This is a genomic window from Leifsonia sp. 10L418, assembly GCF_056395445.1.
Window position 1 is genome coordinate 483,290 of record NZ_JBFTJN010000002.1, and the last position, 25,278, is coordinate 508,567.

Below are 25,278 nucleotides of genomic sequence, written 5' to 3' on the forward strand. Positions count from 1 at the left end.
AGCAGACTCAGCGAACGAAAGACTAACCTCGTGACCATGACCAATCCCACTGTCCCCGCCCAGAAAGACCTTGCTACCGAGGTCGTTGCCCTGGTGCAGAAGTGGCTCGCTGAGAGCGCTGAGATTCCCGCCGACGCCTCGGCCGAGCGGCTGGCCGGCGTGCTCAAAGACCCGAACGGCCTCGACTTCACGGTCGGCTTCGTCGACGGTGTGATGCGCCCCGAAGACGTGATGGTCGCGGGCTACAACCTGCAGCAGGTGGCGAAGAAGGCTCCCGCCTTCCTTCCCTCCTATATGCGCGGAGCCATTGGCCTCGGCGGAGTGATGGGTCCCGTGCTGCCCTGGGTGGTCATCCCCGCCGCACGCACCGTGCTGCGCCAGATGGTCGGTCACCTCGTCGTCGACGCCACCCCCGACAAGCTCGGCCCCGCGATCGCGAAGCTGCGCGAGGGCGGCAACCGTCTGAACATCAACCTGCTCGGCGAAGCCGTGCTCGGCGAGAAAGAGGCTCTGCGACGCCTCGAAGGCACCCGCGCCCTGCTCGCCCGCAACGACGTCGACTACGTCTCGATCAAGGTCTCGTCCATCGCCAGCCAGCTGTCGATGTGGTCATTCGACGAGGCCGTCGACCGCGTCGTCGAGCGGTTGACCCCGCTCTACCGCCTGGCTGCCGCGGCATCGACGCCCAAGTTCATCAACCTCGACATGGAGGAGTACCGCGACCTCGACCTCACCATCGCGGTGTTCGAGCGCATCCTCGACCAGGACGGCCTCGCCGGCCTTGAGGCCGGCATCGTGCTGCAGGCCTACCTGCCCGACGCCCTCGGCGCCCTGCAGGGCCTCACCGAGTGGGCGAAGAAGCGTCGTGCAGCCGGTGGAGCGCCGATCAAGGTGCGCATTGTCAAGGGCGCGAACCTCGCCATGGAGCACGTCGACTCGGCCGTTCACGACTGGCCGCTGGCGACCTACTCGACCAAGCAAGATAGCGACACCAACTACAAGCGCGTGCTCAACTGGGCGTTCACCCCCGAGAACACGGATGCCGTCAAAATCGGCGTCGCCGGCCACAACCTCTTCGACGTGGCCTACGCCCACCTGCTCTCCGTGCGCCGCGGCGTGGCCGACCGGGTCGAGTTCGAGATGCTGCTCGGCATGGCGACCAGTCAGGCCGAAGCGGTGCGCCGCGACGTCGGACGCCTGCTGCTCTACACGCCGGTCGTCAACCCGGCCGAGTTCGATGTGGCGATCAGCTACCTGATTCGTCGTCTCGAAGAGAACGCGAGCCAAGAGAACTTCATGTCGGCCGTGTTCGAGCTGACCAGCACGCCGGCCCTGTTCCAGCGCGAGAAGAAGCGCTTCCTGGCTTCGCTCGAGGATCTGGACGCCGACACCATCACCGTTCCCGTCGCGCACCGCACCCAGAACCGGGCGCTGGAAACCGAGCTCGAGCGGGCGGCGCGGGCCGAGGCCGCTGAATCGGGCCGGGCGACGGACGCCGCTGCCATTTCCGCAGCGGACGACGCGCTCTCCTTCACGCAGCCACGTGCCCGTGAGGAAGACCCGCAGCTCACCAACGCCGTGCTCGGGCTGACCCGCGGGTCGCTCGGATCCGGAGCGCTCGACGCTGAAGCAGTGGCCGCCGGTTCGCCAGCCGCCGGGGCCGCAGAAGCCGACGCCGCCGCTCACACATCCGGGTTCCACAACGCACCGGACACCGACCCGTCGCTGCCGGCGAACCGGGCCTGGGGGCGCGCCATCCTGGCTCGCGTCGAGAAAAGCACGCTGGGGCTGGACACCATCGCCGCCGCGCGTATCGATGAGGCAGCCCACCTCGATGCGGTGATTGCCACCGTCGTCACCGCCGGAACCGCCTGGGGCCAGAAGAGCGGCGCCGAGCGGGCCCGCGTGCTGCACCGCGCCGGCGAGGCGCTCGCGCGCAACCGCGACCGGTTGATCGAAGTGATGGCCGCCGAGACCGGCAAGACCATCGCCGAAGCCGACCCTGAGATCAGCGAAGCCATCGACTTCGCGCACTACTACGCCGAGCGGGCCAAGGACCTCGACGCGGTGCAGGGTGCCATCTTCGTTCCGTCGACGCTGACCGTCGTCACGCCGCCCTGGAACTTCCCGGTCGCCATCCCCGCCGGTTCGGTGCTGTCGGCGCTCGCCGCGGGCTCCGGTGTCGTCATCAAGCCGGCCAAGCTCGCGCAGCGGTCCGGTGCGATCATGGTCGAGGCGCTCTGGGAGGCGGGAGTTCCGCGCGAGCTGCTCGCCCTCGTCGACCTCGGCAACCGCGATCTCGGCACCCAGTTGATCTCGCACCCCGCCGTCGACCGCGTCATCCTGACCGGTGGCTACGAGACGGCCCAGCTGTTCCGCTCCTTCCGCAACGACTTGCCGCTCCTGGCCGAGACCAGCGGTAAGAACGCCATCATCGTCACGCCGAGCGCCGACCTCGACCTCGCCGCCGCCGATGTGATCAAGAGCGCGTTCGGTCACGCCGGCCAGAAGTGCTCGGCCGCCAGCCTCGTGATTCTGGTCGGTTCGGTCGCGAAGTCCGAGCGGTTCGTTCGTCAGCTGGTGGATGCCGCGACCTCGATGCACGTCGGCTACCCGTCCGACCCGGCGACCCAGATGGGTCCGATCATTGAGCCGGCGAACGGTAAGCTGCTGCACGCGCTCACCTCGCTGGGCGTCGACGAGAAGTGGCTCGTCGAGCCGCGCCAGCTCGATGACAGCGGCAAGCTCTGGTCGCCCGGCATCCGCACCGGTGTCGCTCCCGGCTCGTACTTTCACCTCACCGAGTTCTTCGGCCCCGTGCTCGGCATCATGCACGCGAAGACGCTCGAGGAAGCCATCCGTTTTCAGAACGCTGTCGACTACGGGCTGACCGCCGGGCTGCAGTCGCTCGACTCCGACGAGCTCGCCGAATGGCTCGACACCGTCGAGGCCGGAAACCTCTACATCAACCGCGGCATCACTGGCGCCATCGTGGAGCGCCAGCCGTTCGGCGGCTGGAAGCGCTCCTCGGTCGGTGCCGGCACGAAGGCCGGCGGGCCGAACTACCTCTTCGGTCTCGGTAGCTGGGTCACCGACCCCGGCAAGAACAGTTCGACGCTGCACCTGCGCGGACTTGAGCAGCGCGTGACCGACGTGATCGAGGCCTCGCAGAGCTCCCTCGACTACACCGACTTCGACATCCTGCGCCGTTCAGCCCTGAGCGACGCGATCGCCTGGCGCAACGAGTTCAGCACCATTAAGGATGTCTCGGCGGTCGGCCTCGAGCGCAACCTGTTCCGCTACCTGCCGCTGCCCGTGACGGTGCGCCTCGCGGAGGACGGCTCACTCGGCGAACTGCTGCGCGTGATTGCCGCGGCCACGCTCTCGCAGTCGAAGTTCGTGGTGTCGAGCGCAGTAGAGATTCCGGCGAAGGTGCGCAACCTGCTCGATGGCCGGGACGTTCCGGTGCGCGTCGAAAGCGACGCCGACTGGCTGAAGCGTGCCGCGCGCGGCGGCATCACCACCAGCCGGGTGCGCCTCGTCGGTGGCGACCAGCTCGACGGCGCTGCGGCAGCGGCCACCGCGCTGCTCACGGCCCTCGGCGGCAGCCCCGACATCGCGGTCTACTCGCACCCGGTCACGCAGGCCGGACGGGTCGAGGTGCTGCCGTTCCTGCGCGAGCAGGCGATCTCGATCACCGCTCACCGTTTCGGAAACCCGAGCACGCTCTCCGAGGGTGTGATCTAGCCCGACACCCTCCGCGAGTTGCCACAGCTGGCCCCTTGAATCGAATTCATGGGGCCACGTGTGGCAACTCGCGAGCAGAAACAGCGCTCGGTTCGGGCGAGCTAGCGGATGCCGAGAGCGGCCGCGGCCAGGGCGAGTGCCTCGGCCGGGTCGACGCCGAGCGTCCTGATGCGGTCGGCGTACGCGGCCGCGGCCAGCTGCGCCTGCCGGTGCGTCGAATCACCGCTGGCCGAGACGAACGACCCGTTGCGGCCGCGCGTCTCGATCACTTCGTCTTGCTCGAGCGCGCGGTAGGCCTTGGCCACGGTGTTCGCGGCGAGCCCGAGGTGCTCGGCCAGGCCGCGCACTGTGGGCAGCTTGTCACCGGCGGCCAGCCGCCCTGATTGCACCCCGGCCAGGATCTGGGTGCGCAATTGCTCGGAGGCAGGGGTCGTCGACTGCGGATCGAACGTGACGAAAGAGGCATCCATCGTGGTGATCATTCTGCAACGACGCTGATGCGTTCCTTGAGAAACTCCACCACGCGATCGCGGGCGGCGATCGTCGGGTGGCCGGGCACCTCGCGCACCTCGTTGGTGAGCAGCGAGTGCGCCCCGGCCCCGAAGCCGGCCGCGTTGCCGGGGGAGGAGTCGAGTTCGATGACCTCGAAGGCGTCGCCGAGCCGCGCGCGCAAGGTGTCGAAGCGCGCGCGCGGGGAGTTGGCATCGTCGCTGAAACGCAGTCCGAGCACGCACAGATTGTCGTTCTTCACGCGGTCGGCGATGCGGTTGAGTTCGGCTTCGCTGACCCCGGGATCGGATTTGCGGGCCCGGCCGAGCGGGAGCGGGACCGACGGCTGGCTGACCACGGGAGCCAGCACGACGTCATCCACTGCCGTCGCCAATGCGAAGCCGCCGGTGAAGCACATGCCGATCACGCCGACGCCGGGCCCGGGAGTGCGGGCGGCGAGATCGGTGGCGACGGCACGCAGGTAGGCCGTGATCGGGCGCTCGGCGTTCATCGCAAAGGCGCGGAACTCGGCCGAGACGCAGAGGCGGGTGATCACCTGGGTGATGTAGCCGGGGGTGCCGAGTTTGCCGGGAGTGCCGAACGGGGAGGGGACGACGACCGTGAAACCGTTGGCGATGAGGTGCTCGGCGAGGGCGAGTACTTCGGGGGTGATCCCCGGGATCTCCGGAATGAGAACAACTCCCGGCCCGCTGCCCTTTTCGAAGCAGTCATGGGTGAGGCCAGCCGCGGTGAACGGCGCGCGGCTCCAGCCGGTGAGATCAGACCGGGGAGGCGTGCCGCCCGGTGCGCTCTGATCGGTGGCGGATGCGGCGCTGTCTGTCATGGGAGTCCTGTCGGGTGTCGTGAAACAGCAATGTCGTGAACAGCAAGATCTCGAATTCACCAGTGTTGCAGCGAATGCGCTCCATCGGGAGTGATCGCACCGAAACCGAGGCCCCCCGTTCGGGCCGCGCCGAACTGAGAGTTGATGTGGGTGTGAGCGGTCTCGAACCCACAAAAACTCTCAGTTCGGCGGAGAGAGTGGGGCGTATTGCTGAGTAGTCTCAACCTATGACCTGGCCGGCCGAACTGTTCGCGGAGCTCGTCGCGCTCCTGCCGACCCTGCTCGGGCTGGTGCTCCTCGTCGCCATCACCGTTTCGGTGCTGCGCGGCTATCGCACGCCGAACCCGTTCGCGCCGGCTTGGGCGCTCGTCCGCGGCATCCTGCAGCTCGGCGCGATCAGCCTGATCCTGACCGGCGTGATTTCCAGCCCGCTCTGGGTGGCGGTCGGCTTGGTCGTGATGTTCGCGGCGGCGGTCGGCACCGTCACCCGGCGCATCGGATGGTCCTGGCCGCACCTCGGTGGTGTCGCCGCCGCGATGGGGCTCGGAATCGCCGTCACCCTGACGATTGTGTTCGCCACCGGGGCGATCGACTTCACCCCGCGCTACGTGCTGGCCTACGGCGGAATCGTGATCGGCAACGCCATGTCGATCGCGACTATCGCCGGGCGCCGCTTCGGCGAATCGGTCGGTGAGCAGTGGGACGAGGTCGAGGGCTGGCTCGCGCTCGGCGCGACCCCGCGCCAGTCGACGCGCCTGCTGGCATCGAGAGCCATCCACTTCGCGATGATCCCATCGACCGATCAGACGAAGACCACCGGCCTGGTCACTTTGCCCGGGGCTTTCGTCGGGGCGATTTTCGGTGGGGCTTCGCCGCTCGAAGCCGGACGGTTTCAGATTGTCGTGCTCGCCGGCATCCTGTGTGCCGGGTCGATTGCGGCCGTCGCCCTGATCCACGTTCTGTCACCGGTCGCGCAGAAGCCGGTCGCGGTCGCGAACTGACGGCTGGGTATTGCGTAATCGTTACGCTCGAAAAATATGCGTGACAAAGCCTACGTTCACTGCTAGCTTGCAGCCGAAGGATAGATCGATATCCACTACAGATTTCAATGGCGAAAGGTAGACAATGGCTGGCAGTTCATCCGCACCGGGAGGTTCCTTCTCCGCGAGCGTCGAAGATCACGCGCTCACACCCGTTCCGCTTTCCGAGCGAAAATCAGGCTGGGGGCTGATGACAAACACAGCCGGCATCGCCTCGACTCTTGTTCAGATCGCAATCGCTGCGGCAGTGACGATGATCGCCGGCGTCGGCTGGGGCATCCTGGCTGGTGTCATCGTCGCAGTCTTCGGTGGCACGCTGGGCTGGTTCGTCGGACATGTGGCCTACGTGTCCGGCACCTCGAGCACCGTCACGGCGCGACACTACGGGCTCGGCCGTCGAGGGTCCGTGCTCGCTTCGCTCGTCTTCGCGTTCATGATCCTCGGCTTCCTGGCGCTGGAGAACGCACTCCTCTACTACGGCACGCTTTTCATGTTCGGCTGGGAGCCGACGCTGTGGAACGCGGTGCTGATCTACGGCGTTCTCACCGTCGGCTGGATCGTGCTGACGATCTACGGGATGAAGGCAGTGCAGCGCACGTCAACAATTCTGCTGATCGGCTTCGTTGCTCTCACCGTCGCCATGGCTGTCTTCGCCGTGATCGGATCGCCGATGTCTCTCGGCGACATCTTCAGCGCCGGGCCGCTTGACCCGACCGGCGACCCGGTGGCCAACTTCGGCCTGGTGATCTCGATGCTGGCCGGCAGCGCCGGAGCCCTGGCGCTCGTTGATGCCGACTACGCACGCTACGCGCGGTCCACGAAGGATGTCGGGATTCTCGCGATCGGCGGCTCGATCATGATTGACGTCGTCGTCGTCATCCTCGGTGCGGTCATCGTTCACGCCAGCAGCAATTCAGTGACGGCCTTCCTCACCGACAACCCCGCCGCAGCGCAATCGCAGGTCGGCGACACCATTCAGGACAAGATCTCCTGGATGATCGCCAACAACACCGGCGCCTACTTCATCATCCTGTTCGGTGTTCTCGGGTTCATCCTCATGTACGTCGCGCAGGTCAAGGCTCAGGTTCTGAACACCTACTCCGGCTCGCTGTCACTCTCGAACCTCTTCGAAAGCGTCACGGGCAAGAACCCGGGCCGGCTCTCGATGGTGATCCTCGGAAACGTGATCGCGTTGCTCATGATCGCCGGGAACATTCTGGGCTTCCTCGGAAGCTTCCTCGGCATCCTCGGTGTGACGACGACGGCGCTCGCCACCGTGATCATCGCCGACTTCTTCATCGTCAGGAAGCGGCGCCCCGCCGTCGCCTCCGAGATGGAATCGGTCAACTGGGCCGGTGTGATCTCCGTCATCGTCGGTTCAGTGGCGGGGTCTGTGCTCTCCGAGACCGGCGTCACACCGCTCGGCTTCGTGGTCAGCCTGGTCATCGTTCTCGTGCTCTACCCGCTGCTTCGCATGACGGTCCTTCCCCCGCGGCGCTCGGCGGTCCAGGCGGATGCCGGCGACCGCCAGTCGGCAGCTGAGCGGGTTCCAGAACCCCGCGGCTAAACCACAAATACGGCCGAGAGGAGTTCTCCTCTCGGCCGTATTTTTTTTGGCAACCGGGATGCGTGTCGCCCCGGCCGGCGCTCACCTCAGCTGCTATCCGGCCCACATCTGCGAATACGGGTGTGAGCACAGTTCGATGACTGTTCCCCACGGGTCTTCACAATAAACAACGGAGTACCCGCGGTCGGCGTTGATGATGACCGGCTCAGAACGTTGCCGACCGCCCTTCTCAACAATGCGCGCAATGGTCTCGGCGAAGGCAGGTGCTGTCAGCGCGAGGTGATAGATCCCGGTTTTCCAAAACTCGAAGTTGTTCTCTCGCGCAGAGGTTTCCGGTGAGGCGAAGGTGAAGAGTTCCAGACCCATGCCGTCCGGCCAGGTGAGGTGGGCGAAGGAGAAGCTCGTGAAGCCCACGCCGTAGATCGCCGACGCAGCACGGCCCAGAGGGCTGTCATCCTCGAGAACCTCGATCGGCCCGGCCACGAGGTACATGCCGAAGGTGTCCTGATACCAGGACACAGCCTTGTCGAGATCGGGAACCGTCACCCCGACATGGGAGAACGCTGTGGGATGGATCACGGAATGTTCCTTTCGCGGTGCGTACTGGTGGTGAGGTTCGATGCTGTGTGGGAGTGGGCTCAGTGGCCGGCAAACGCTTCGGCCAGCCACCAGGCGCCGCCGTCGCTGGCGATTTTTGCGTCGATCACGAGCGGAGCCGAGGGGGAGGAGCGCAGCCACGCTTCGACCTCAGACAGGTCTTCGATGCCGCGCACCGTGATGCCGGCGGCGCCGAAACCGCGGGCGATCGCCGCGATGTCGACATCCGGAAAACTGACAGTGTCGAGGTCGACGCTGTTGTCGCCCTGGTCGAAGTGGTGCACCTCGGCGCCGTACGCCGCATCGTTGTAAACGATCACCACGAGCGGAAGGCCGAGGCGCACCGCGGTTTCGAGCTCCGAGATCCCCATCAGAAATCCGCCATCGCCGGTGCCGAGAACCGGCAGTCGATCGGGTCGGGCCAGTGCCGCACCGATCGCCGTGTGAAGTCCGAGCCCGATCGATTGGAACGCCTGGGTGAAGCAGAAGCCGAACTCATCCGGAACCGACAGGTGGGTCGCCGGATAACCCATGAAGTTGCCGGAATCGACCGAGACGATGCGCTCGGCCGGCAGGATGCGATCGAGTTCGATCGTGAGTAGTCGGGGATCGATCGAGTGAGGAGTGGACAGATCATCGACGGGTACATCCCGCCACCGGGAGGATTCGGCAATGAGCGCTGAGACCGCGGGGGTGCGGAACTTGGCAGTGGGGGTCGCCTCGAGCGCACGGACCGCCGCGAGCATCTCTCGGGCCGTGGCGCCGGTGTCTCCGCGCACGCCCAGGTCGATTGCGCGGTTGGCGCCGAGGGCATCGTCGTCAAGATCAACCTGAACGAGAACGGTGTCGGCCCCGATGAGCTTGCCGTGCCGCATCGTCCACATATTGAGTGTGCAGCCCCAGCCGATGATGAGGTCGGCCTCGCTGATCAAAGCGGCTGTCGTCGGAGAGGAGAACCCTCCCGAGATGCCCAGGGAGAACTCGTCATCGACGAACAGTCCACTGGCGACGGCGGATGTTGCCACCAGGGCTCCGGTCTGCGCGGCCAGTTCCTGGAGTTGCGCCCCCGCATGGCGTGCGCCTCGCCCGGCAACGAAAACGGGCTTCTGGGAGTCCCGGAGGAGGAGGGTCAGCGCGTGAACCGCTTCGTCGGTGGGGCGCATCAGCTGCGCGGCCGGCAGCGGCGTGACCGCGGCGGGAGTTTCCGTCGGAGCGGGCCGCGCCTGGATATCAATGGGAAGGCTCAGTACCACGGTCTGCCTGTCGTTGACAGCCCGACGGTAGGCGCGCACCGTATCGGCGACCGCACTCTCCGCGGAGTGAACGCGTTCGACAGCGGCACCCACGCTGCGTGCCAAGGCATCCTGGTCGATTCGAAAATTCGCTCGAACCGCGGCGGCCGGCGAGTCGGCGGTGAGCACGATCATCGGCGTGCGACTCTTCGCTGCCTCGGCGATCCCGGTGATGGCATTGGACAGGCCGCAACCCTGGTGGGTGCTGACAATGCTGAGTCGACCTGACATTCGGGAGTAGGCGTCGGCCATTGTGGCGGCGCCACCCTCATGCCGGGCCGCGGTGTAGGGAACGCCGTGCTGACGCAGGGTATTCGTGACAGTGAAGTTCCCGCTTCCCACAACCCCGAAGACGTGTCCCACGCCAAGCTGCGCGAGAGTGCGCCCCACAAGTTCTGCAACGTTCATGCTCGTTCCACCTTCATCTCATGCATGAATCGACCCCGTCGACAAGAACGTTGGCGACCTGGTTGGTGCGCACAAGCACCCCGCCAGACATCCCCACCTCGCCGGTCGGCGTGCGGAGACACGGGCGATTCGTGCCGTAACGAGAAACTGAGTCGTCGATGAGTGCGATCCCAACAATTTCTAATATATAGACTCTGTGACGTTCGTCAAGGTTCTGTCACAAATTGGTGTGAACCTCGGTGAGAGGGCGAGCTCAGCGGGCACGCGAACGCACGAGCGACTGGGCGACGAGGTGGCCGGAGCCGGCACCGAGCCCGGGGCCGGGGTGGGTGGATGACCCGATATGCCACAGTCCCGCAACCGAGGTGCGGTGCCGAGCGGCGCTCCGCAGCGGGCGCCAGAGGAGGTTCTGATCGAGCTCCGCCGAACCGCCGTAGGGGTCGCCCTCAACCGCGTTCGGGTTCGCCGCCTCCAGATCGACCGGGGAGATCACGTCGATGCCGAGCACGCTCGCACGCAGTCCGGGGGCGAACTGCTCAAGCCGCGCCAGAGCGCGCTCTGCATAGGCGCGGGCAAGCTCCGGCGTCCAGCCGCCGGTGGTGTCGAGTGTGCCTCCGGCATCACCGACCGGCGTGTATGGCACTTCCTGGAGCTGGAGCCAGAGCGTTGCCGCTCCCTCAGGTGCGCGCGCCGGGTCGAGCAGGTACTGCTGGCCGACGACGATCGTCGGAGCGCTGGGCAGGAGGCCGGCCTCGGCCTGGGCGCATGCAATCCCCGTACTCGACGCCCCGTCGCTGACGTGAATCAGCGGGACCTCGCCCAGGCGGGCGTCAGTCCACGCCGGCGGGCGGTCCAGGGCGACGTGAATCTGCATTGCACCTCGGCCGTAGCGATACCGCTGAGCCTGGTCACGCACGTCCGGCTTCACCGCGGTGTCGGGCAGGAGGGTGTCGTACAGCGCTTGCGGAGTGACGCTGGCAATGACCGCCTGTGAAGCAAGAACCACTTCACCTCCCACGCGCACACCGACGGCTTTTCCGTTCCTCACGATGATCTGATCGACTGCCGCTCCGAGCCGGGTCTGCACGCCGTGTTCGGCGAACAGCCGGGAGAACGCACCGATGAAGTTAGCGGCACCACCCTGCACAACGGGGAGCCCAAAGTTGTGCATAGTCATGGCCATGACCGGAAACATGAGCCCGCCGCTGGCGTGATCGGGGCTGAGCCCGGCGTGCAGCAGCCACGGCGACCACAACTGGTCGGCCTCGCGTCCGATAAAGGCGCCGCGGACATAGGATCGGCCACTCGTCACTGCATCGCGCACGAACGCTTCGCTGCCGGAGATCTTCTCCCGTCGCAGCAGTTTCAGGCCGAGTTTCACCAGCGCCGCAGAGCGCAGTTCGGCGCCGAGGGCCCCGAAGACGACATCCGCTCGCCCGCCGAGTTCGGCCAGCATTTTTCGGTAGGCCACCTTGTCAGCATCGTGCTCAAACCCGGCGACGGTGCGCTCGACATCTCGATAGGCGATCGACACCTGGCCCCCGTCGAAGATGCTTGCCGTCACCGCGTCGTCGGTGTTGCAGTACTCAAGTCCGTGACGGTGCAGCTCCGCGCCGAGCACGCCGTAGCCGGCGCTGGCGACGAAAAGCGGATGCCACGAGGAATAGGTGTCATGGATGTAGCCGGGAACGGTGCGCTCGCCCGACGCGATGAAGCCGCCGATGCTCTCGTTCCGCTCGATCACCATCACCGAGCGTCCGGCCAGGGCGAGCTCCGCCGCTGCGACGAGTCCGTTGACCCCCGATCCGATAATGACAAATTCAACAGTGCTCGACATGACGTTTCCTCCTTGAAACCGTTCTCACCGGCGCGCGCCCACTCACTCAGAAGTCGGGGTGGGTTGCCGTTGCATGATACGCGCCGCCGTGAAAGACGAGCGGATCCCCGCCGGGGGCGGCGTAGGATTCGACCTCGCCAATGTAGATCTCGTGGTCCCCCGAGGTGTATCGGGCAACCGTGCGGCACTCGAAAGTTGCGACGGTTCCCTCCAGGATGGGTATCCCGCCGATTCCATTCCTCGTGAGCACGCCGGCAAATTTGTCGTCCGAGGGCGTGGCGAACTGTCGCGAGAGCACATGCTGCCCTGACGAGAGGAGGTTCACCGCGAAATGGGTCGATTCGGCGAAGGCACCCAGGCTCGGTGCCCGACTGCTGGGGCACCACAACACCAGCGGCGGGTCCATCGACACCGAGGTGAAGGAATTCGCGGTGATCCCCACTTTGCGCCCATCGGCTCCCCGCGTCGTCACCACGGTGACGCCGGTTGCGAACTGGCCGAGTGCGCTTCGGAAGTCGCGCAGGTCGAACGTGGAGGTGTCCTCAGCCGCCATCTGCTCGGTGAACTCTGCTGCCTCTGCCGCGTCGTACCACCAGGGAAAGAGCGTGCGTGGATCGTCGAAACCGCTGGCGATGGCGCCCGCCAGAGCCGGATGATGCTCGGCTGCCCGCAGGAGGTTGATTTGGTGTTCCTTCAGCGGCTTGAGCATTGAGTTGGTCCAGGTGACTGACCATTGCGCCCACCCCCGCCAGAATTCGTCGAAGGTGCGCTTCATCCATTCCTGGTCGAATGGCTTGTCACCCTGCCTGACAATTGCGTCATGGTAGTAGCGGGCGGCCATCGTCGCATTGTTGGAGCCTTGCCCCGTGAGCGGGTCATTGAGCACCACCGCATCCCCGAGGCCGAAGATATGGCGACCGGACGGCAGGGTTCCGACGGCGTGCCGCACCGTCGGTGTGATCCATCCGCGTAGCGTTCCTCCGTCATCGGTGAGCTGCGCACGAGTGAATCGCGCCGCCTCCTCCGGAAAGTGCTCCGCGAGGATCTCCAGGGACTTCTGCAGGTGTTCCGCCGGGGAAGCCACGCCGGTCCAGCAGTCCATCGGCCCGTCGGGAACCCCTTCGAAGACCATCATCTGGCAGAGCCCGCTCGTCGTGATGCCGGGGAAGGTGAAGAATTCGCCGACGCCCGGCTTGATGGTCATCCGGATGCCGGGCTCGGCATCCGGTTCCACCCCGGTGACGTAGGTCAGTGCGAGAGCGCGCTGCGGTTTGTCGAAGGGAGATCGCGACCGATCGGTGGTGAAGATCTGGCCAAGCTCGCCCTTGCCCGTTGAGACAACGACCAAATCGTGCACGCGGGTGAGTTCTTCCAACCTCCCCACCGTCACTTTTTCGATGAGGAGGGTGCCGCCTTCGGAAACGAAGTCGGTGATCCACACACTGCATTTCACTCGTTGATCGACCGACCGCGCCGGCGAGTCCAGAGGGGAGGACCACGCCAGTGGCTCCGCGCCAGCGACGGTCAGCGAGATGCGTTCCAGCTGCACCTCCGGGCTGCCCGGATCGACCGGGGTGACTGAGGAGATCTCCAGGGGCGCCTGAACCGCCAACGCTCCCGAGAAGACGCACTGGCTCGACATGACGTTGCCGGTGAGGATCTCGGCTGGATCGCGGTCTGAAATCAAGGTCACCGCGTAGCCGTTCCGGTGAAGCTCGAGGGCAAGCTGCACCCCGGATTCCCCAGCACCCACAATTGCGATCGTGTGCATTGCGTTTCTACTCTCGATCGGCGGGACGCTAAGACGTCACGGGCGTGAATGCGGCTTCTGCCGCAACCCGCTCCAGGTACGCCGTGCCCTTGTTCTGGTCAAGGAACCACTCTTCGAAGTCGGGCGGGGAGTTGAAGCCATTGGCGAAACGGTGAGCGATTTCAGGGAAGACCCCGGCGGCTCCGAGCAGGTTGACAGCGAATTCAGCGGGTGGGGCGAGCATGGTGTTCGTCCAGCGCGTGACCGGTCCTGCATACGTCCAGAATGTTTCGAACGCCTGTTGCATGAATGCGCGGTCGAATTCTCTGTCGCCGTGAGCGATGATGCTCTCGAGGTACGAAGCCGCACAGTGACTTGCGTTGTTTGACCCCTGGCCGGTAATCGGATCATTGACGACGACGACATCGGCCAGACCGAGCACGAGCGCTCCGGAGGGAAGCTGCGCGACAGGGTGGCGCACCGTGGGGGCGAACCGTCCCTGGAGCACCCCGAGATCGTCGGTGAGCGCGACATCTGCTGCGCGGTCGGCCTCCCACGGGAGGAAGGTCTTCAGGATGTGTAGCGAGTTCTGCAGGTGCTGCTCGGGAGTAAGACCCTGCCAGGAGTCCATCGGACCGCCTGGAACACCCTCAAAAACCATGATCTCGCAGGGCCCGGTGGTGGTGAGGGCGGGGAAGACGAAGTACTCGCCGACGCCGGGGATGAGGTTGAACGACACAGCGCTGAACTCGTCGCGCGGTGTGAGCCCGTTCACGTAGGTGAGAGCGAGGGCCCGCTGTGGCGCGTCGTAGACACTTCGCGCGTCGTCTCGTTCGAACAGGCGAGCGATCTCACCCTTTCCGGCCGCCACGATGACCAGGTCGGCCCGACTCGTCTCCCTCTCCAGCTCAGCGACTCCGGCGTCTTCGTAGAGGATGCGACCGCCTCGCTGTTCGAACGCTTCCATGAACGCCGGCATCTTGACCCGCTGGTCAATCGACTGCGCGGGGCTGTCCAGGCGAGATGCCCAGCTCATTGCCTTCTCGCCCGGGAGCTCCGGGTGCGGGATCGTGAATGAGATACCGTTCACGCTCGGGGCGTCTGGCCAGAAATCTGCGTCGATGTCTCGCTCATGCTGGATGGCCTTGTCGAACATGCACTGGCTGGAGGAGACCCGGCCATTCGCGATCTCTTCTGGTGTTCTGTTCGAGATGATGGTGACGTCGTATCCGGCACCAAGCAGCCCAAGGCCGAGCTGTAGACCGGACTGACCGGCTCCGATGATGGTGATGCTCCTGGTCATGAGAACGCCTTTCGTGTGTGTGGATCGAGGGGATTAATTGGCAGCGAGGAGTGCGATTGCCTCAGACGCCTGTTCGGGGCCGAGTGCGGAGTATCCACCATCGACAGCCCAGTCGGCGCCCGTGACGAAACTCGCCCGGTCTGAGACGAGAAAAGCGACGACGGCCCCGACCTCGGTCGGCAACCCGACGCGGCCGAGAATGTGAAATGGCGCTGCGACCTGGTTGGTCTTCTCCAGATTTCCTTGCGAAAGGTCATCCATGATCTTCGACCAGGTCCAGCCAGGACTCACCGAGTTCACCCTGATGCCCGATGACACGTAGTCGGTTGCCATGCTGCGGGTGAGCTGCACGAGCGCTGCCTTGCTTGCGGGATAGAGCCAACGCCCGGTCTGCGCAACGCTGCTGGAGATCGAGGTGAAGTTGACGATGGCGCCGTGCCCGCTCGCCTCGAGCATCGGCCGCGCCGCGTGTGCCAGCACTGCCGCGCTGACCAGGTTGACGTTCAACGCGGCGAGCCAGTCGGTTCGTCCGGAGTCTGGCCCCGCGTCCAAGTACGTTGCAGCGAGATTGACGAGGATGTCGAGGCGACCATGCGTCGTCCCGACATGGTCAAGTAATGCGGCGATCGCCGCATCGTCGGTGATGTCGGTCTTGACGAAAGAGATTCCGTCACCTGCCGCCGCAGCTTCTCCGCCCACGTCGTCAATGTCCGCGATGATCACTGTCGCGCCCGCGTCTCGGAGACACTCAACGACCCCGCGGCCGATCAACGTGGCACCTCCGGTGACAACAGCGACTCGTCCCAACAGCTCGCTCATGCCCATCCTTTCCTCAGGTTCGATGCGAGACACCGGAATGGGAGTGGTGAAGCAACCCCTGGCATCGTCGACAGTGGCACGCTATTCCGCGCCGGAGTCCGTCGGCTATCCATGACGCGCACGTCTTATCCGCATCGCGACAAAAGATGTCACTTGTGCGACGATCGTCACATGGGCACTGTCGCCGCAACGCCATTCCAGGCGGAAACCATTTTGGACACCCTCCAGACGGTGATGACGCACGATCCGGAGTCCGCGAGAGACACGATCAGCAGGCTCTTCGTGCCACACGACCTTCAGCCGCTCGAGCGACCACGCCGGCTCGCTTTCGAGCTGCGTTCGGCGCAGCAGGATGATGTCGGGCTCAACCTGCTCGACTATGGAACAGCAGTGCGAATCTCTGCCGAGCCGTTGTCGAGCTTCGTGCTTGTGCAGATCCCCCTCTCTGGGCATGCCGAGCTGGAGGTGGGCGGGCGCACCCATTGCACGACACGTGGACAGGCGTCGATCCCGCCAGTCGATGCGCCATTTCGATTGACATGGCACGGGCAAACGCCGCACCTCATCGTCTACATGGGAGTCGCCGCGCTGGACCGCGTCGCCACCGCGATGTTCCCGGATCACGCGGGAGGGCGCTCCCCGCTTCCGACGTCGCTTGACCTGACGACCCCGGCCGGAGCGGCCTTCGCTGGGATCGTCGCGGCGATGCACGAGGACGTGAACAGCGGAAGCAACGCTGCGGCAAATCCATTCGCCAGGACCCTGGTACAGGAGGCGATCATGATGCGCTTTCTCCTGGCGGCGACGGAACGAGCCCCTGAGCAGGCCGCCCTGTCTGGCTACCAGAAGAGCCGCCTCGTGCGCCGGCTGCTCGCCGTACTCGATGCGCGGAGCGCCGAGCCGTTGACACCGACGAGCATCGCGCAGGAACTCGGGGTTCCCCTGCGTTCGCTGCAGATCGCAACACAGCAGGAGTTGGGTTCGACCGTGACGACGTTGCTGCTGGAGGCTCGGCTCACGCTGGTCAGAGCTCGTTTGGCCTCCGGCGACCCGACGCGGCAGAGCGTGACCGAAATCGCCCTGAGTTGCGGATTCACGCACCTCGGCCGGTTCTCCAGCCGCTATCGGGCCGCCTATGGCGAGAGTCCGTCCTCGACGCTCAGGCGCTAGCTGGCACATTCAAGGCGCTGAACTCAGCGCCGAATGATGCTCCGCGCGTGCTCGCGGGCGAGCGGTCCGATGAGTTCGGCGAGTTCGGCGACCAGTTGCTCTGCCACCTGTCCACTCCACTTCTTCGGCAGGAACTCAAGCGGGAGTCCCGGATCCAGGTAGGGGAGCCGGCGCCATTGGGTGAACATCGGCACATAGTCGACGAAGGCGTCACGTGCGGCGGAGGGATCAGCATCGATTCCGACCCGTTCTGCCCACTTCTCCCGCAGAGGAGCGTAGCGATCGATGAAGTCGAGGTAGAGCGCGCTCAAGCTGTCCACGTCCCACCACTCTGCAACGAGTGCGGCGCCAGATTCCAAGGACAGCGAGTCAGCGCTGAAGAATCTCACATACTCGTCGAGGTGAAGACGAGAAATCTGATGCTCTGTCTGCTCCCGAACGGTAATCGGTGCGATCCACACTCCGGATGTCACCGAGCCGAATCCCAGGCGGGTGAGTGCTGTGCGGAGCAGGTGGCGCTTGTTGCGGTGGTCCTCCGGGACCGAGAACACCGCGAGGAGCCAGGGGTCCTCGGCTAGGGCTCGGACGGGCGCGTAGATGCGGGCATCGCCATCGATGAACAACTGCATGCCATCCGGGGAGATCGAATAGGCGGCATTTCCGTGTTCTCGGGTGCTCTGCAGAATTTCGCGATGTTTGAGCCTGGATACCGACGAGCGAACCCCGGGGGCATCGACACCCAAATCGCCTAGAAGGTGCACCAGGCCGGCAACGGGAAGCGACGAACCTTCCTCCCGGGCATAGAGACCGTAAATTGTGAGGATCAGCTGCTGGCTCCGGAGAGCAGGGGCTTGACCTGTCATACGTGGTATCCATCCCATTGGCTGCACTGCAGGTGGCTCTGAATGTCGAATATGCGTATTTCGTTGCGTTCGTCGCAAAAATGAAACATTATGACTCTATTCATCCCTCGCATCGACCCTAGATGATCGATACAGGTAGCCCTCCCACAAAGGACGAGACAATGACGACTTCATCCGTGAGTACTGACGCCACCGTTCTGGTCGACCTGGTCGCCGGAATCGCCAGCGGTGACCTTGACGTTGTCGATCTGACGAATCCGTTGAGCAGCACCACCCCGGCACTTCGTCTGCCCGCGCCTTTCGCCAACCTCATCGATTTCAGCCTGGAGGAGGTCAGCGCCTACAACGAGCCCGGCCCGTTCTGGCGGCACAACAACATCCACACCGGCGAGCACATCGGCACTCACATCGACGCGCCGGTGCACTGGATCAGTGGCCGCGACGGACACGACGTCTCGCAGATCCCCCTCCCTCGACTCATCGGAACGGCGTCCGTCATCGATGTCAGTGCAGAGGTGGAGCAGAACCCTGACTTCCTTCTCGAGATCGAACATGTCAAGGCATGGGAACGGGAGAACGGCGAGCTGACCGCGGGCACCTGGCTGCTTCTCCGTACGGGGTGGGACCGCTTCGCGAACAACCAGGAGCAGTTCCTCAATGTCGACGAAAACGGCTCGCACACGCCAGGAGTCTCCGCCGAGTGTGCCAAATGGCTGGCGGAAGAGACTCCGATTTCAGGCTTCGGCTCGGAGACCGTCGGTATCGATGCCGGCAACGCGGGCGCATTCGACCCACCGTTCCCGATGCACTACCACCTGCTTGGTCACGACAAGTATGGGATCACGTCGCTTCAAAATCTCGACAAGCTCCCGGCGACCGGAAGCGTTCTCATCGTGAGCCCCCTGCCGATCGTCGGCGGCACCGGCAGCCCCGCACGAGTGATTGCGCTGGTCGACCGCCGCCAGTAGTCCGAGCGGTGGCGCTAGTCGAGGCTGCGGTGGATGAGGCGGGAGAGCACGATCGCACTGCGGGTGTGGTCGACGTTCGGCGCCATCCGCACCTTCTCGAGCGCCGCCTCAAGGCCGGGGATGTCGCGCGCCCTGATGTGCACGATCGCATCGGCGCTGCCGGTGACCGTGCCGGCATCGACGACCTCGGGCACACCGGAGAGGATGCGCAGCAATTCGTCGGGGGCGACGGTGCCGCGGCAGAACAGTTCGACGTAGGCTTCGGTGGCCATCCCGTCGACCGCCGGATCGACCTGGATCGTGAATCCACGGATGACACCGTCGGCAACCAAGCGGTCAACCCGCCGTTTCACGGCCGACGCCGACAGCCCGACTTCCCCACCGATGTCGCCGTATCCGGCCCGCGCATTTTGGCGAAGCAGGTCGAGGATGCTGCGGTCGAGGTTATCCATGGGACAAGTCTAGCTAGATCGTTGCGCGATCGCGGTGTATTGCGCGGATTATCTGCGCGAATTAGCGGGAAACGTCGAATCGTGTCGTGTGAGACTGGTTCTGGCGTCTCGACGCGGCCGGGAATCGGACGCGACGAGCTCTCGTGAGTGACCTGGTCCGCCATCAAGTGAAGTTCGTAAGCGCGTGCGCTGCCGAACGCCGATGAAGGAGTCACTATGTCAATCGATCTCGACGAAGCCACGGTTTCAGCCGTGCCGACGCGCACGCCCATCACCCGGTCGGTGTTGATGTGCAAGCCGGAGTTCTTCACCGTTGTCTACCGGATCAACCCCTACATGGACCCGGCGCTGCCCACCGACACCTCGCTCGCCGTCGCCCAGTGGCAGACCCTGTATGACACCTACGTCGGCCTCGGCTTCGACGTGCACCTCATCGACCCGATCGAGGGCCTGCCCGACATGGTCTACGCGGCAAACGGTGGGTTCGTCATCGACAACATCGCCTACGGCGCCAAGTTCACCTATGCCGAGCGCCAGCCGGAGGGGCCCGCCTACATGGACTGGTTCCGCGAGGCCGACTTCGACGTGCGCGAGCCAGTCGAGATCAACGAGGGTGAGGGCGACTTCTTGCTCGTCGGCGACGTCATCCTGGCCGGCACGGGCTTTCGCACCGCGTCGAACAGCCACGTCGAACTCGCCGAGATCTACGGCCGCGACGTCATCACGCTGAACCTGATCAACCCGAGCTTCTACCACCTCGATACCGCCATCGCGGTGCTCGACCCGGGCGCCGCCGACGGCAACATCGCCTACCTGCCGAGCGCATTCGACGAGCCGAGCCTGCAGATTCTGCGCACGCGCTACCCGGATGCCGTCATCGTCACCGAAGAGGATGCCGCGATCCTCGGTCTCAACTCCTTCTCCGACGGCTACAACGTGGTCATCGCCTCCCGCGCCACGGACTTCGAGCGTCAGCTGCGCGAGCGCGGCTACAACCCGATCGGCGTCGACCTGTCCGAGCTGCTGCTCGGCGGTGGCGGAGTGAAGTGCTGCACGCTGGAGTTGCGGCGCTGAGTTCTGATCCGCTGATCGAGCCGATCCGCTGATCGAGCCGATCCGCTGATCGAGCCGATCCGGTGGTCGAGCTTGTCGAGATCCCGCGAGCCGATCCCTGAACGTTCGTCGCGTCTCGGGATCGGCCGCCTGGGGTCTCGACAAGCTCGACCATCGGTCTCGGCGCGTAGCGGTTTCGACAGACTCGACCACCGGCTGCGCGCCTGCGTAGGCTGAGCGCATGACCGACTACGGGCACGATCTGCTTTTCGGCACCTTCACGACGCCCACGGCAGCGAACGCTGAAAACGTCGTCGCGCTCGCTCAGTTGGCCGACCGGGCCGGGCTCGACCTCGTCACATTCCAGGATCATCCGTATCAGCCGGCGTTCCTCGACGCCTGGACGTTGCTGTCGTATCTCGCGGCCCGCACCGAGCGCATCCACCTGGTGCCCAATGTGCTGAACCTGCCGCTGCGGCAGCCCGTCGTGATCGCCCGCAGCGCCGCGAGTCTCGACATCCTGAGCGGCGGCAGAGTGGAACTCGGAATGGGCACCGGTGCGTTCTGGGACGCCATCGAAGCCTCGGGCGGCCGCCGGCTGACGCCCGGCCAAGGAGTCAGCGCACTGGCCGAGGCGATCGAGATCGTGCGCGAGATCTGGGCCGTCGATCGGCCCGGCGGCGTGCACCAGCGCGGCGCCTGGTACTCGGCCGACGGCGCGAAACGCGGGCCGGCGCCGGTGCACTCGATCGGCATCTGGCTCGGCGCCTACAAGCCGCGGATGCTGCGCCTCACCGGCAGCGCCGCCGACGGTTGGCTGCCGTCACTCGGCTATCTGAAGGGTGGCCCGAGTGATCTGATCAACCTGAATGCCCAGATCGACGCCGGTGCCGAGGAGGCGGGGCGTGACCCGCAGGCCGTGCGTCGCCTGCTCAATATCGGCGGCACCTTCGCGCCAGTCGCGCGCGGTCTGCTGAACGGCCCGGCCAGCCACTGGGCCGAAGACCTCGCCGAGATCAGCCTCGAGTACGGCGTGAGCGGCTACATTCTGGCGGCCGACGACGGAGCGACCATCCAGCGCTATGCCGAGGACGTGGCGCCGGCCGTGCGCGAGCTTGTCGCCGCGGAACGGGAGCGGCGCGCGCAGACGGCCGTCACGGCGGCAGATGTGGCGATGGAAGAACTCGAGCGGGAGTTCGTGGCTGCTGCCGCCGGTGAGCGGGGCGACGCCGGCCCGCCCGCAGCCCCCGCACTCGCACCGGGACTCGGCCTGGTGCCGACGCCGGATGACGGCATCCGTTTGAGCGACGAACGTCTCTTCGAGGAGGACACTCGTCCGCTCGCGCCCGCGTCGCCGGCCGGCGTGATCTATACCGACACCGGGCGCGCGGTCGGCGCCCATCTGATCGAGGTGCACGATCACCTCCGGCAGGAGCTCGCCCAGGTGCGCGAGATCATCGTGCAGGTGCGGCAGGGCGCGATGGAGGTCGGCGACGCACGATCCACCATCAACGACATGACGATGCGGCAGAACGAATGGACCCTGGGCGCCTATTGCGCGTCATATTGCCGGGTCGTCACCGGGCATCACTCGCTCGAAGACGAGGCGATCTTTCCGCACCTTCGCGCCAGCGACGAGGGCCTGGCGCCGGTGATCGACCGGCTCGAGGATGAGCACCTGATCATTCACGAGGTGCTCGAGGGGGTGGATGCGGCGCTGGTGCGGTTCATCCTGCAGCCCGACGATTTCAGCGAGCTGCAGGAGGCCGTCGACGTGCTCACCGACACGCTGCTCTCGCACCTGAGCTACGAGGAGCGCGAGCTGGTCGAACCGCTCGCGCGGTTTGGCTTTTACGGCAATCAGGTGTGACGGTGGTCGGTGGTCGAGCCTGTCGAGACCTCCGACGGCCGATCTTCGGACGCTGGTTGCGTTCAGAGGTCGGCTCGCGGGATCTCGACAAGCTCGATCAACGGGACCGCTCGATCGACGGGACCGCTCATCGACAGGACCGCACGATCAACGGGTGGGAAAGGGCATTAGCCCACGCGCACCGGAACCAACGAGCGTGCGTCACCGTAGCCGTCGGCGATGATCGACGTCGGCACGTTGTAGGCCCGTACCGCGCGGTCAGTGTTGTCGTAGGCGGCCCAGCCCGGCTGGCCCGTCGCGATGAAGGCGACGCTGCTGCCGTGGATGTCGTCGGCGAGAGCCTGAGGGGCCTCTGCGCCGGCGATGGCCGGCACGTGCGAGTCGGCGAGGACATCCCACATGAACGGAACGTCGATGCAGTGGCAAGCACCGAGGTGAGCGCCCCACGAGAAACGGTAGACCCAGGTCGGGGCGTCGATCGACGCGCGGATCTCGGCGAGGTCGAGCGTCGGAGCCCGGAACATCCGGTCGGTGATGTACTGACCGACGAGGGCGGCGGTGCCGAGTCCTTCGTGATCGGCGACATAGGCCCCGATCGTGGCCGGCTCGACGCCGATTCCAGCGAGCACAGCGGCGGCCGGGATGGCATCCATCGAGTCGCCGGCGCCGGCGAGCATCATCGCGAACTCGTCGTCGGTGGTGCCAAGAATCAGGTGCTTGTCAGCGCCGATTCCCGAAGCCAGGGCGTCGGCCGTTCCCTGAGGGATCAAATCGCCGTCGACGACCGGGCCCAGAACGAGTCCAGCGTTGAGGAATCCCGCGATGCCGGCCAGCGGGTCGGCGGGGGCAGTGCCGTCGACGGTCACGTCACCGCCGAGCGAGGAGACCTGGCCCTGCAGTTCGAGCACGCGCTCCTCGGGCAGTGATGACAGGCCGGCCACGGTCGGAGCGACCCCGCCGAGCTCGGCCAGGGTGCGACCGAGGGCTTCTGATGCCTCGAGCGTGGCACTGGTGGGCGGGCCCGACAGCGAGATCACGCTATTGAACAGCGACTGCGCACGGGGCATGCCGAGCAGGGTCAGCACAGAACCGCCTCCGGCGGACTGGCCGGAAATGGTGACCCGCGAGGGGTCGCCACCGAACGACGCGATGTTGTCACGCACCCATTCGAGGGCGAGCAGCCAGTCGAGCACGCCGCGGTTCTGCGGAGCATCCTCAATCCAGCCGAAGCCGTCGAAGCCGAGGCGGTAGGAGACACTCACGGTGACGACGCCGTCGCGGTTGAACGCGGCACCGTCGTACCAGGGGCTGGCGGGGGAGCCGGCCACGTAGCCGCCGCCGTGGATCCAGACCAGAACCGGCAGGCCCGCATCCGTCGGCGTGGTCGGGCTCGGCGTGAACACGTTCACATTGAGCGTTGACAGTCCGGCGATCGATGGCTCGGGGATCAGGGTGATCTCGGCGAGCGTCTTGCGCTGCGGCGTTGCGCCGTACTCGAGGGCGTCGCGCACGCCGTCCCACGAGCCGTGCGCGACGGGCGCCGCGAAACGCAGGTCGCCGATGGGCGGCTCAGCGAACGGAATGCCGAGGAACGCGGCGGATCCGTCGCGCCAGGCGCCGCGCACGACGCCGGCGGTGGTGGTGACTTCGGGGTGACCCGAGGTAGATGCGTGTGCTGACATTGCGATGCTTCCTTACTACGAGCTGATTTTTTTTGGCGTACTTAGGCTGACGCATGTGCCGCCCGGCGGATGCGCCGACGAAGAGAAGCGTGACCGATGCATCCGTCAGCCGACGAAGCCGTCGGCTGACGGGTGCGTCTAGCGAACGCTCTTGATGGGGATGAGCACGACGGCGGCGATGATCACCGAGATCATGCCGAAGACGAACAGGCTGGGAAAGCCACCCATCGTGCCGATGATGAGAGCAGCGACCGCAGGGCTCATCGCCTGCGGGATGTTGGTGGCCACGTTCAGGATGCCGAGGTCCTTGCCTGCTGCGACGCCGCCGCCGGGCAGCACCTCGGTCATCAGGGCGGTGTCGCACGCCATGTAGAGACCGAAGCCGAGGCCGTTGATGGCGCTCATGATGAGCATTCCGGTGAGGTTGGGCATGAAGAGCGGCATGGTGAGGCCAATCACCATCAACACGGATGCGGCGTAGATGAAGATCTTGCGGCGCCCGATTTTGTCACTCCAGAATCCGGCCAGAATGATCGAGATCAGGGTGGGGACCATGCCGACAATGGCGAGCAGGCCGGCGTTCAACGCTGCGTCTTGCAGGGAGAGGCCGATGTAGTCGGTGAGGATGTAGAGGTTGTACGCCGCGATGACGAAGTAGCCGAGGATGAAGAAGAATCGTGCGGCGAACGCCCAGGCGAAGTCGGGGTTCGCCTTCGGGTCGATCCAGAATCCGGAGAGGAACTGCTTCCAGCTGAAGGGTTCGACGACGAGGGCCTTGCTGGATCCGTCGCGGTTGAACAGCACGAAAAGCACGGTGACGACGAGAACTCCGACGCCGAAGACGGTGTATCCGATGCCGACATTGCTGGCGAACTGGCCGGCGGCAACGGTACCGACGGTTGCACCGATCATCATTCCCATCCCGACCATGGCCGAGGCGGCGCCACGCTTAGAGCGCGGGAAGCGGTCGGGCACGATAGCCGACAGCGGGCCCTGGAGCGCGTTCAAGGCGACCTGGATGACGACCCAGAAAATGGTGATCCAGAGCACATTGGTCATGCCGCCGAGGCCGAGCAGGAAGATGGCGGCGACCGACGAACCGATGAGCATCCAGGGGGCGCGACGGCCGAGCTTCGAGCGGGTGCGGTCACTGAACGCACCGACGATGGGCTGGGCGAACAGGGTGAAGACGAACGAGACGGTGGTCACGATCGCCAGGTTCTGAATCTTGTCATCCGCGTTGATCAGCGCAACCTGGATCGGAAGCAGAATTCCGGTGAGTGCCGCGTAGGTGGCGAACAGGAAGACCGACGTGACGGCCATCCAGGGGAGGAGCGCCTTCTTGGCCGGCGGGCTGACCGGCAGATTGTCAGTTCCGATTGCGCCGGTGTAGACGTCGTCGAACTGGGCGGGCGGCCGAGCGATTGACTCTCCGGTGCCGGAAGTTGAATTGGACACGATTCTCCTCGTCATTGAGTGACCTACAGGGGTGCCTGCTCGAGGGCAGAGCGGTGCGTAGACGAGTAT

General features: G+C 65.4%; 19 protein-coding genes. 7 read left to right on the forward strand and 12 right to left on the reverse strand.

Annotated features, from left to right (window positions below; genetic code table 11):
- The first annotated feature begins 36 nt into the window (after positions 1–36).
- A complete protein-coding gene (locus AC1DCF_RS05715) occupies positions 37–3,747 on the forward strand; it encodes a proline dehydrogenase family protein (protein ID WP_477210181.1) in 3,711 nt (1,236 codons plus the stop codon).
- Positions 3,748–3,848: 101 nt separating this feature from the next.
- Here the strand turns inward: AC1DCF_RS05715 and AC1DCF_RS05720 are convergent, their stop codons facing one another.
- Positions 3,849–4,229 (reverse strand): GntR family transcriptional regulator, encoded by a 381-nt coding sequence (locus tag AC1DCF_RS05720; RefSeq protein ID WP_477210182.1) that lies wholly within the window; start codon positions 4,227–4,229, stop codon positions 3,849–3,851.
- On the reverse strand, positions 4,226–5,080 hold the full coding sequence (locus AC1DCF_RS05725) for a dienelactone hydrolase family protein (protein ID WP_477210183.1): 855 nt from the start codon (positions 5,078–5,080) through the stop codon (positions 4,226–4,228). Before AC1DCF_RS05725 ends, AC1DCF_RS05720 begins: the two co-directional genes overlap by 4 nt.
- Before the next feature lie 227 nt (positions 5,081–5,307).
- Between AC1DCF_RS05725 and AC1DCF_RS05730 the strand changes: the two genes are divergently transcribed.
- Together AC1DCF_RS05730 and AC1DCF_RS05735 are read left to right on the forward strand one after the other, a co-directional pair.
- Complete coding sequence (locus AC1DCF_RS05730) at positions 5,308–6,081, forward strand: ABC transporter permease (RefSeq protein ID WP_477210184.1); 774 nt, start codon at positions 5,308–5,310, stop codon at positions 6,079–6,081.
- A gap of 229 nt (positions 6,082–6,310) precedes the next feature.
- The gene (locus tag AC1DCF_RS05735) at positions 6,311–7,687 is read left to right on the forward strand and encodes a purine-cytosine permease family protein (protein WP_477210185.1); all 1,377 of its coding nucleotides are present in this window, start codon (positions 6,311–6,313) and stop codon (positions 7,685–7,687) included.
- A gap of 93 nt (positions 7,688–7,780) precedes the next feature.
- Here AC1DCF_RS05735 and AC1DCF_RS05740 read toward each other — a convergent pair whose 3' ends face one another.
- The 6 genes from AC1DCF_RS05740 to AC1DCF_RS05765 all read right to left on the reverse strand — a co-directional run bounded on the left by AC1DCF_RS05740 (position 7,781) and on the right by AC1DCF_RS05765 (position 15,693).
- Entirely contained in the window at positions 7,781–8,266 is a 486-nt protein-coding gene (locus AC1DCF_RS05740; RefSeq protein WP_441789417.1) for a VOC family protein, read from the reverse strand.
- Positions 8,267–8,325: 59 nt separating this feature from the next.
- Positions 8,326–9,984 carry a thiamine pyrophosphate-binding protein gene (locus AC1DCF_RS05745; protein ID WP_477210186.1) on the reverse strand — a complete coding sequence of 553 codons (1,659 nt, stop codon included), beginning with the start codon at positions 9,982–9,984 and terminating at the stop codon, positions 8,326–8,328.
- 253 nt (positions 9,985–10,237) lie between these two features.
- Positions 10,238–11,821, reverse strand: coding sequence for a phytoene desaturase family protein (locus AC1DCF_RS05750; RefSeq protein WP_477210187.1), 1,584 nt, complete (start codon positions 11,819–11,821; stop codon positions 10,238–10,240).
- A gap of 46 nt (positions 11,822–11,867) precedes the next feature.
- Positions 11,868–13,592 (reverse strand): styrene monooxygenase/indole monooxygenase family protein, encoded by a 1,725-nt coding sequence (locus AC1DCF_RS05755; protein WP_477210188.1) that lies wholly within the window; start codon positions 13,590–13,592, stop codon positions 11,868–11,870.
- Positions 13,593–13,620: 28 nt separating this feature from the next.
- Positions 13,621–14,874 (reverse strand): styrene monooxygenase/indole monooxygenase family protein, encoded by a 1,254-nt coding sequence (locus tag AC1DCF_RS05760; RefSeq protein WP_477210189.1) that lies wholly within the window; start codon positions 14,872–14,874, stop codon positions 13,621–13,623.
- A gap of 33 nt (positions 14,875–14,907) precedes the next feature.
- Positions 14,908–15,693 carry an SDR family oxidoreductase gene (locus tag AC1DCF_RS05765; RefSeq protein ID WP_441789422.1) on the reverse strand — a complete coding sequence of 262 codons (786 nt, stop codon included), beginning with the start codon at positions 15,691–15,693 and terminating at the stop codon, positions 14,908–14,910.
- 171 nt (positions 15,694–15,864) lie between these two features.
- Here AC1DCF_RS05765 and AC1DCF_RS05770 point away from each other — a divergent pair, with 171 nt between their 5' ends.
- A complete protein-coding gene (locus AC1DCF_RS05770) occupies positions 15,865–16,863 on the forward strand; it encodes an AraC family transcriptional regulator (RefSeq protein ID WP_477210190.1) in 999 nt (332 codons plus the stop codon).
- 23 nt (positions 16,864–16,886) lie between these two features.
- On the opposite strand, the gene AC1DCF_RS05775 is transcribed toward AC1DCF_RS05770, so the two are convergent.
- On the reverse strand, positions 16,887–17,726 hold the full coding sequence (locus AC1DCF_RS05775; protein ID WP_477210191.1) for a PaaX family transcriptional regulator: 840 nt from the start codon (positions 17,724–17,726) through the stop codon (positions 16,887–16,889).
- A 161-nt stretch (positions 17,727–17,887) separates the two neighbouring features.
- Between AC1DCF_RS05775 and AC1DCF_RS05780 the strand changes: the two genes are divergently transcribed.
- A complete protein-coding gene (locus tag AC1DCF_RS05780) occupies positions 17,888–18,694 on the forward strand; it encodes a cyclase family protein (RefSeq protein ID WP_477210192.1) in 807 nt (268 codons plus the stop codon).
- 14 nt (positions 18,695–18,708) lie between these two features.
- On the opposite strand, the gene AC1DCF_RS05785 is transcribed toward AC1DCF_RS05780, so the two are convergent.
- Complete coding sequence (locus AC1DCF_RS05785) at positions 18,709–19,146, reverse strand: Lrp/AsnC family transcriptional regulator (protein ID WP_477210193.1); 438 nt, start codon at positions 19,144–19,146, stop codon at positions 18,709–18,711.
- Between the two features lie 216 nt (positions 19,147–19,362).
- Between AC1DCF_RS05785 and ddaH the strand changes: the two genes are divergently transcribed.
- Together ddaH and AC1DCF_RS05795 are read left to right on the forward strand one after the other, a co-directional pair.
- A complete protein-coding gene (gene ddaH / locus AC1DCF_RS05790; RefSeq protein ID WP_477210194.1) occupies positions 19,363–20,220 on the forward strand; it encodes a dimethylargininase in 858 nt (285 codons plus the stop codon).
- Positions 20,221–20,440: 220 nt separating this feature from the next.
- Positions 20,441–22,069: an LLM class flavin-dependent oxidoreductase gene (locus AC1DCF_RS05795; RefSeq protein WP_477210195.1), complete on the forward strand. Its 1,629-nt coding sequence runs from the start codon at positions 20,441–20,443 to the stop codon at positions 22,067–22,069.
- A gap of 167 nt (positions 22,070–22,236) precedes the next feature.
- On the opposite strand, the gene AC1DCF_RS05800 is transcribed toward AC1DCF_RS05795, so the two are convergent.
- Positions 22,237–23,751: a carboxylesterase/lipase family protein gene (locus AC1DCF_RS05800; protein WP_477210196.1), complete on the reverse strand. Its 1,515-nt coding sequence runs from the start codon at positions 23,749–23,751 to the stop codon at positions 22,237–22,239.
- A gap of 138 nt (positions 23,752–23,889) precedes the next feature.
- Entirely contained in the window at positions 23,890–25,209 is a 1,320-nt protein-coding gene (locus AC1DCF_RS05805; protein WP_477210197.1) for an MFS transporter, read from the reverse strand.
- Between the last annotated feature and the right edge of the window lie 69 nt (positions 25,210–25,278).

Bases quoted from the DNA above. Each gene is read 5' to 3' on its own strand.
- AC1DCF_RS05715 (WP_477210181.1), top strand. From the start codon at position 37: ATGACCAATCCCACTGTCCCCGCCCAGAAAGACCTTGCTACCGAGGTC.
- AC1DCF_RS05720 (WP_477210182.1), bottom strand. From the start codon at position 4,229: ATGATCACCACGATGGATGCCTCTTTCGTCACGTTCGATCCGCAGTCG.
- AC1DCF_RS05725 (WP_477210183.1), bottom strand. From the start codon at position 5,080: ATGACAGACAGCGCCGCATCCGCCACCGATCAGAGCGCACCGGGCGGC.
- AC1DCF_RS05730 (WP_477210184.1), top strand. From the start codon at position 5,308: ATGACCTGGCCGGCCGAACTGTTCGCGGAGCTCGTCGCGCTCCTGCCG.
- AC1DCF_RS05735 (WP_477210185.1), top strand. From the start codon at position 6,311: ATGACAAACACAGCCGGCATCGCCTCGACTCTTGTTCAGATCGCAATC.
- AC1DCF_RS05745 (WP_477210186.1), bottom strand. From the start codon at position 9,984: ATGAACGTTGCAGAACTTGTGGGGCGCACTCTCGCGCAGCTTGGCGTG.
- AC1DCF_RS05750 (WP_477210187.1), bottom strand. From the start codon at position 11,821: ATGTCGAGCACTGTTGAATTTGTCATTATCGGATCGGGGGTCAACGGA.
- AC1DCF_RS05755 (WP_477210188.1), bottom strand. From the start codon at position 13,592: ATGCACACGATCGCAATTGTGGGTGCTGGGGAATCCGGGGTGCAGCTT.
- AC1DCF_RS05760 (WP_477210189.1), bottom strand. From the start codon at position 14,874: ATGACCAGGAGCATCACCATCATCGGAGCCGGTCAGTCCGGTCTACAG.
- AC1DCF_RS05765 (WP_441789422.1), bottom strand. From the start codon at position 15,693: ATGAGCGAGCTGTTGGGACGAGTCGCTGTTGTCACCGGAGGTGCCACG.
- AC1DCF_RS05770 (WP_477210190.1), top strand. From the start codon at position 15,865: ATGGGCACTGTCGCCGCAACGCCATTCCAGGCGGAAACCATTTTGGAC.
- AC1DCF_RS05775 (WP_477210191.1), bottom strand. From the start codon at position 17,726: ATGACAGGTCAAGCCCCTGCTCTCCGGAGCCAGCAGCTGATCCTCACA.
- AC1DCF_RS05780 (WP_477210192.1), top strand. From the start codon at position 17,888: ATGACGACTTCATCCGTGAGTACTGACGCCACCGTTCTGGTCGACCTG.
- AC1DCF_RS05785 (WP_477210193.1), bottom strand. From the start codon at position 19,146: ATGGATAACCTCGACCGCAGCATCCTCGACCTGCTTCGCCAAAATGCG.
- ddaH (WP_477210194.1), top strand. From the start codon at position 19,363: ATGTCAATCGATCTCGACGAAGCCACGGTTTCAGCCGTGCCGACGCGC.
- AC1DCF_RS05795 (WP_477210195.1), top strand. From the start codon at position 20,441: ATGACCGACTACGGGCACGATCTGCTTTTCGGCACCTTCACGACGCCC.
- AC1DCF_RS05800 (WP_477210196.1), bottom strand. From the start codon at position 23,751: ATGTCAGCACACGCATCTACCTCGGGTCACCCCGAAGTCACCACCACC.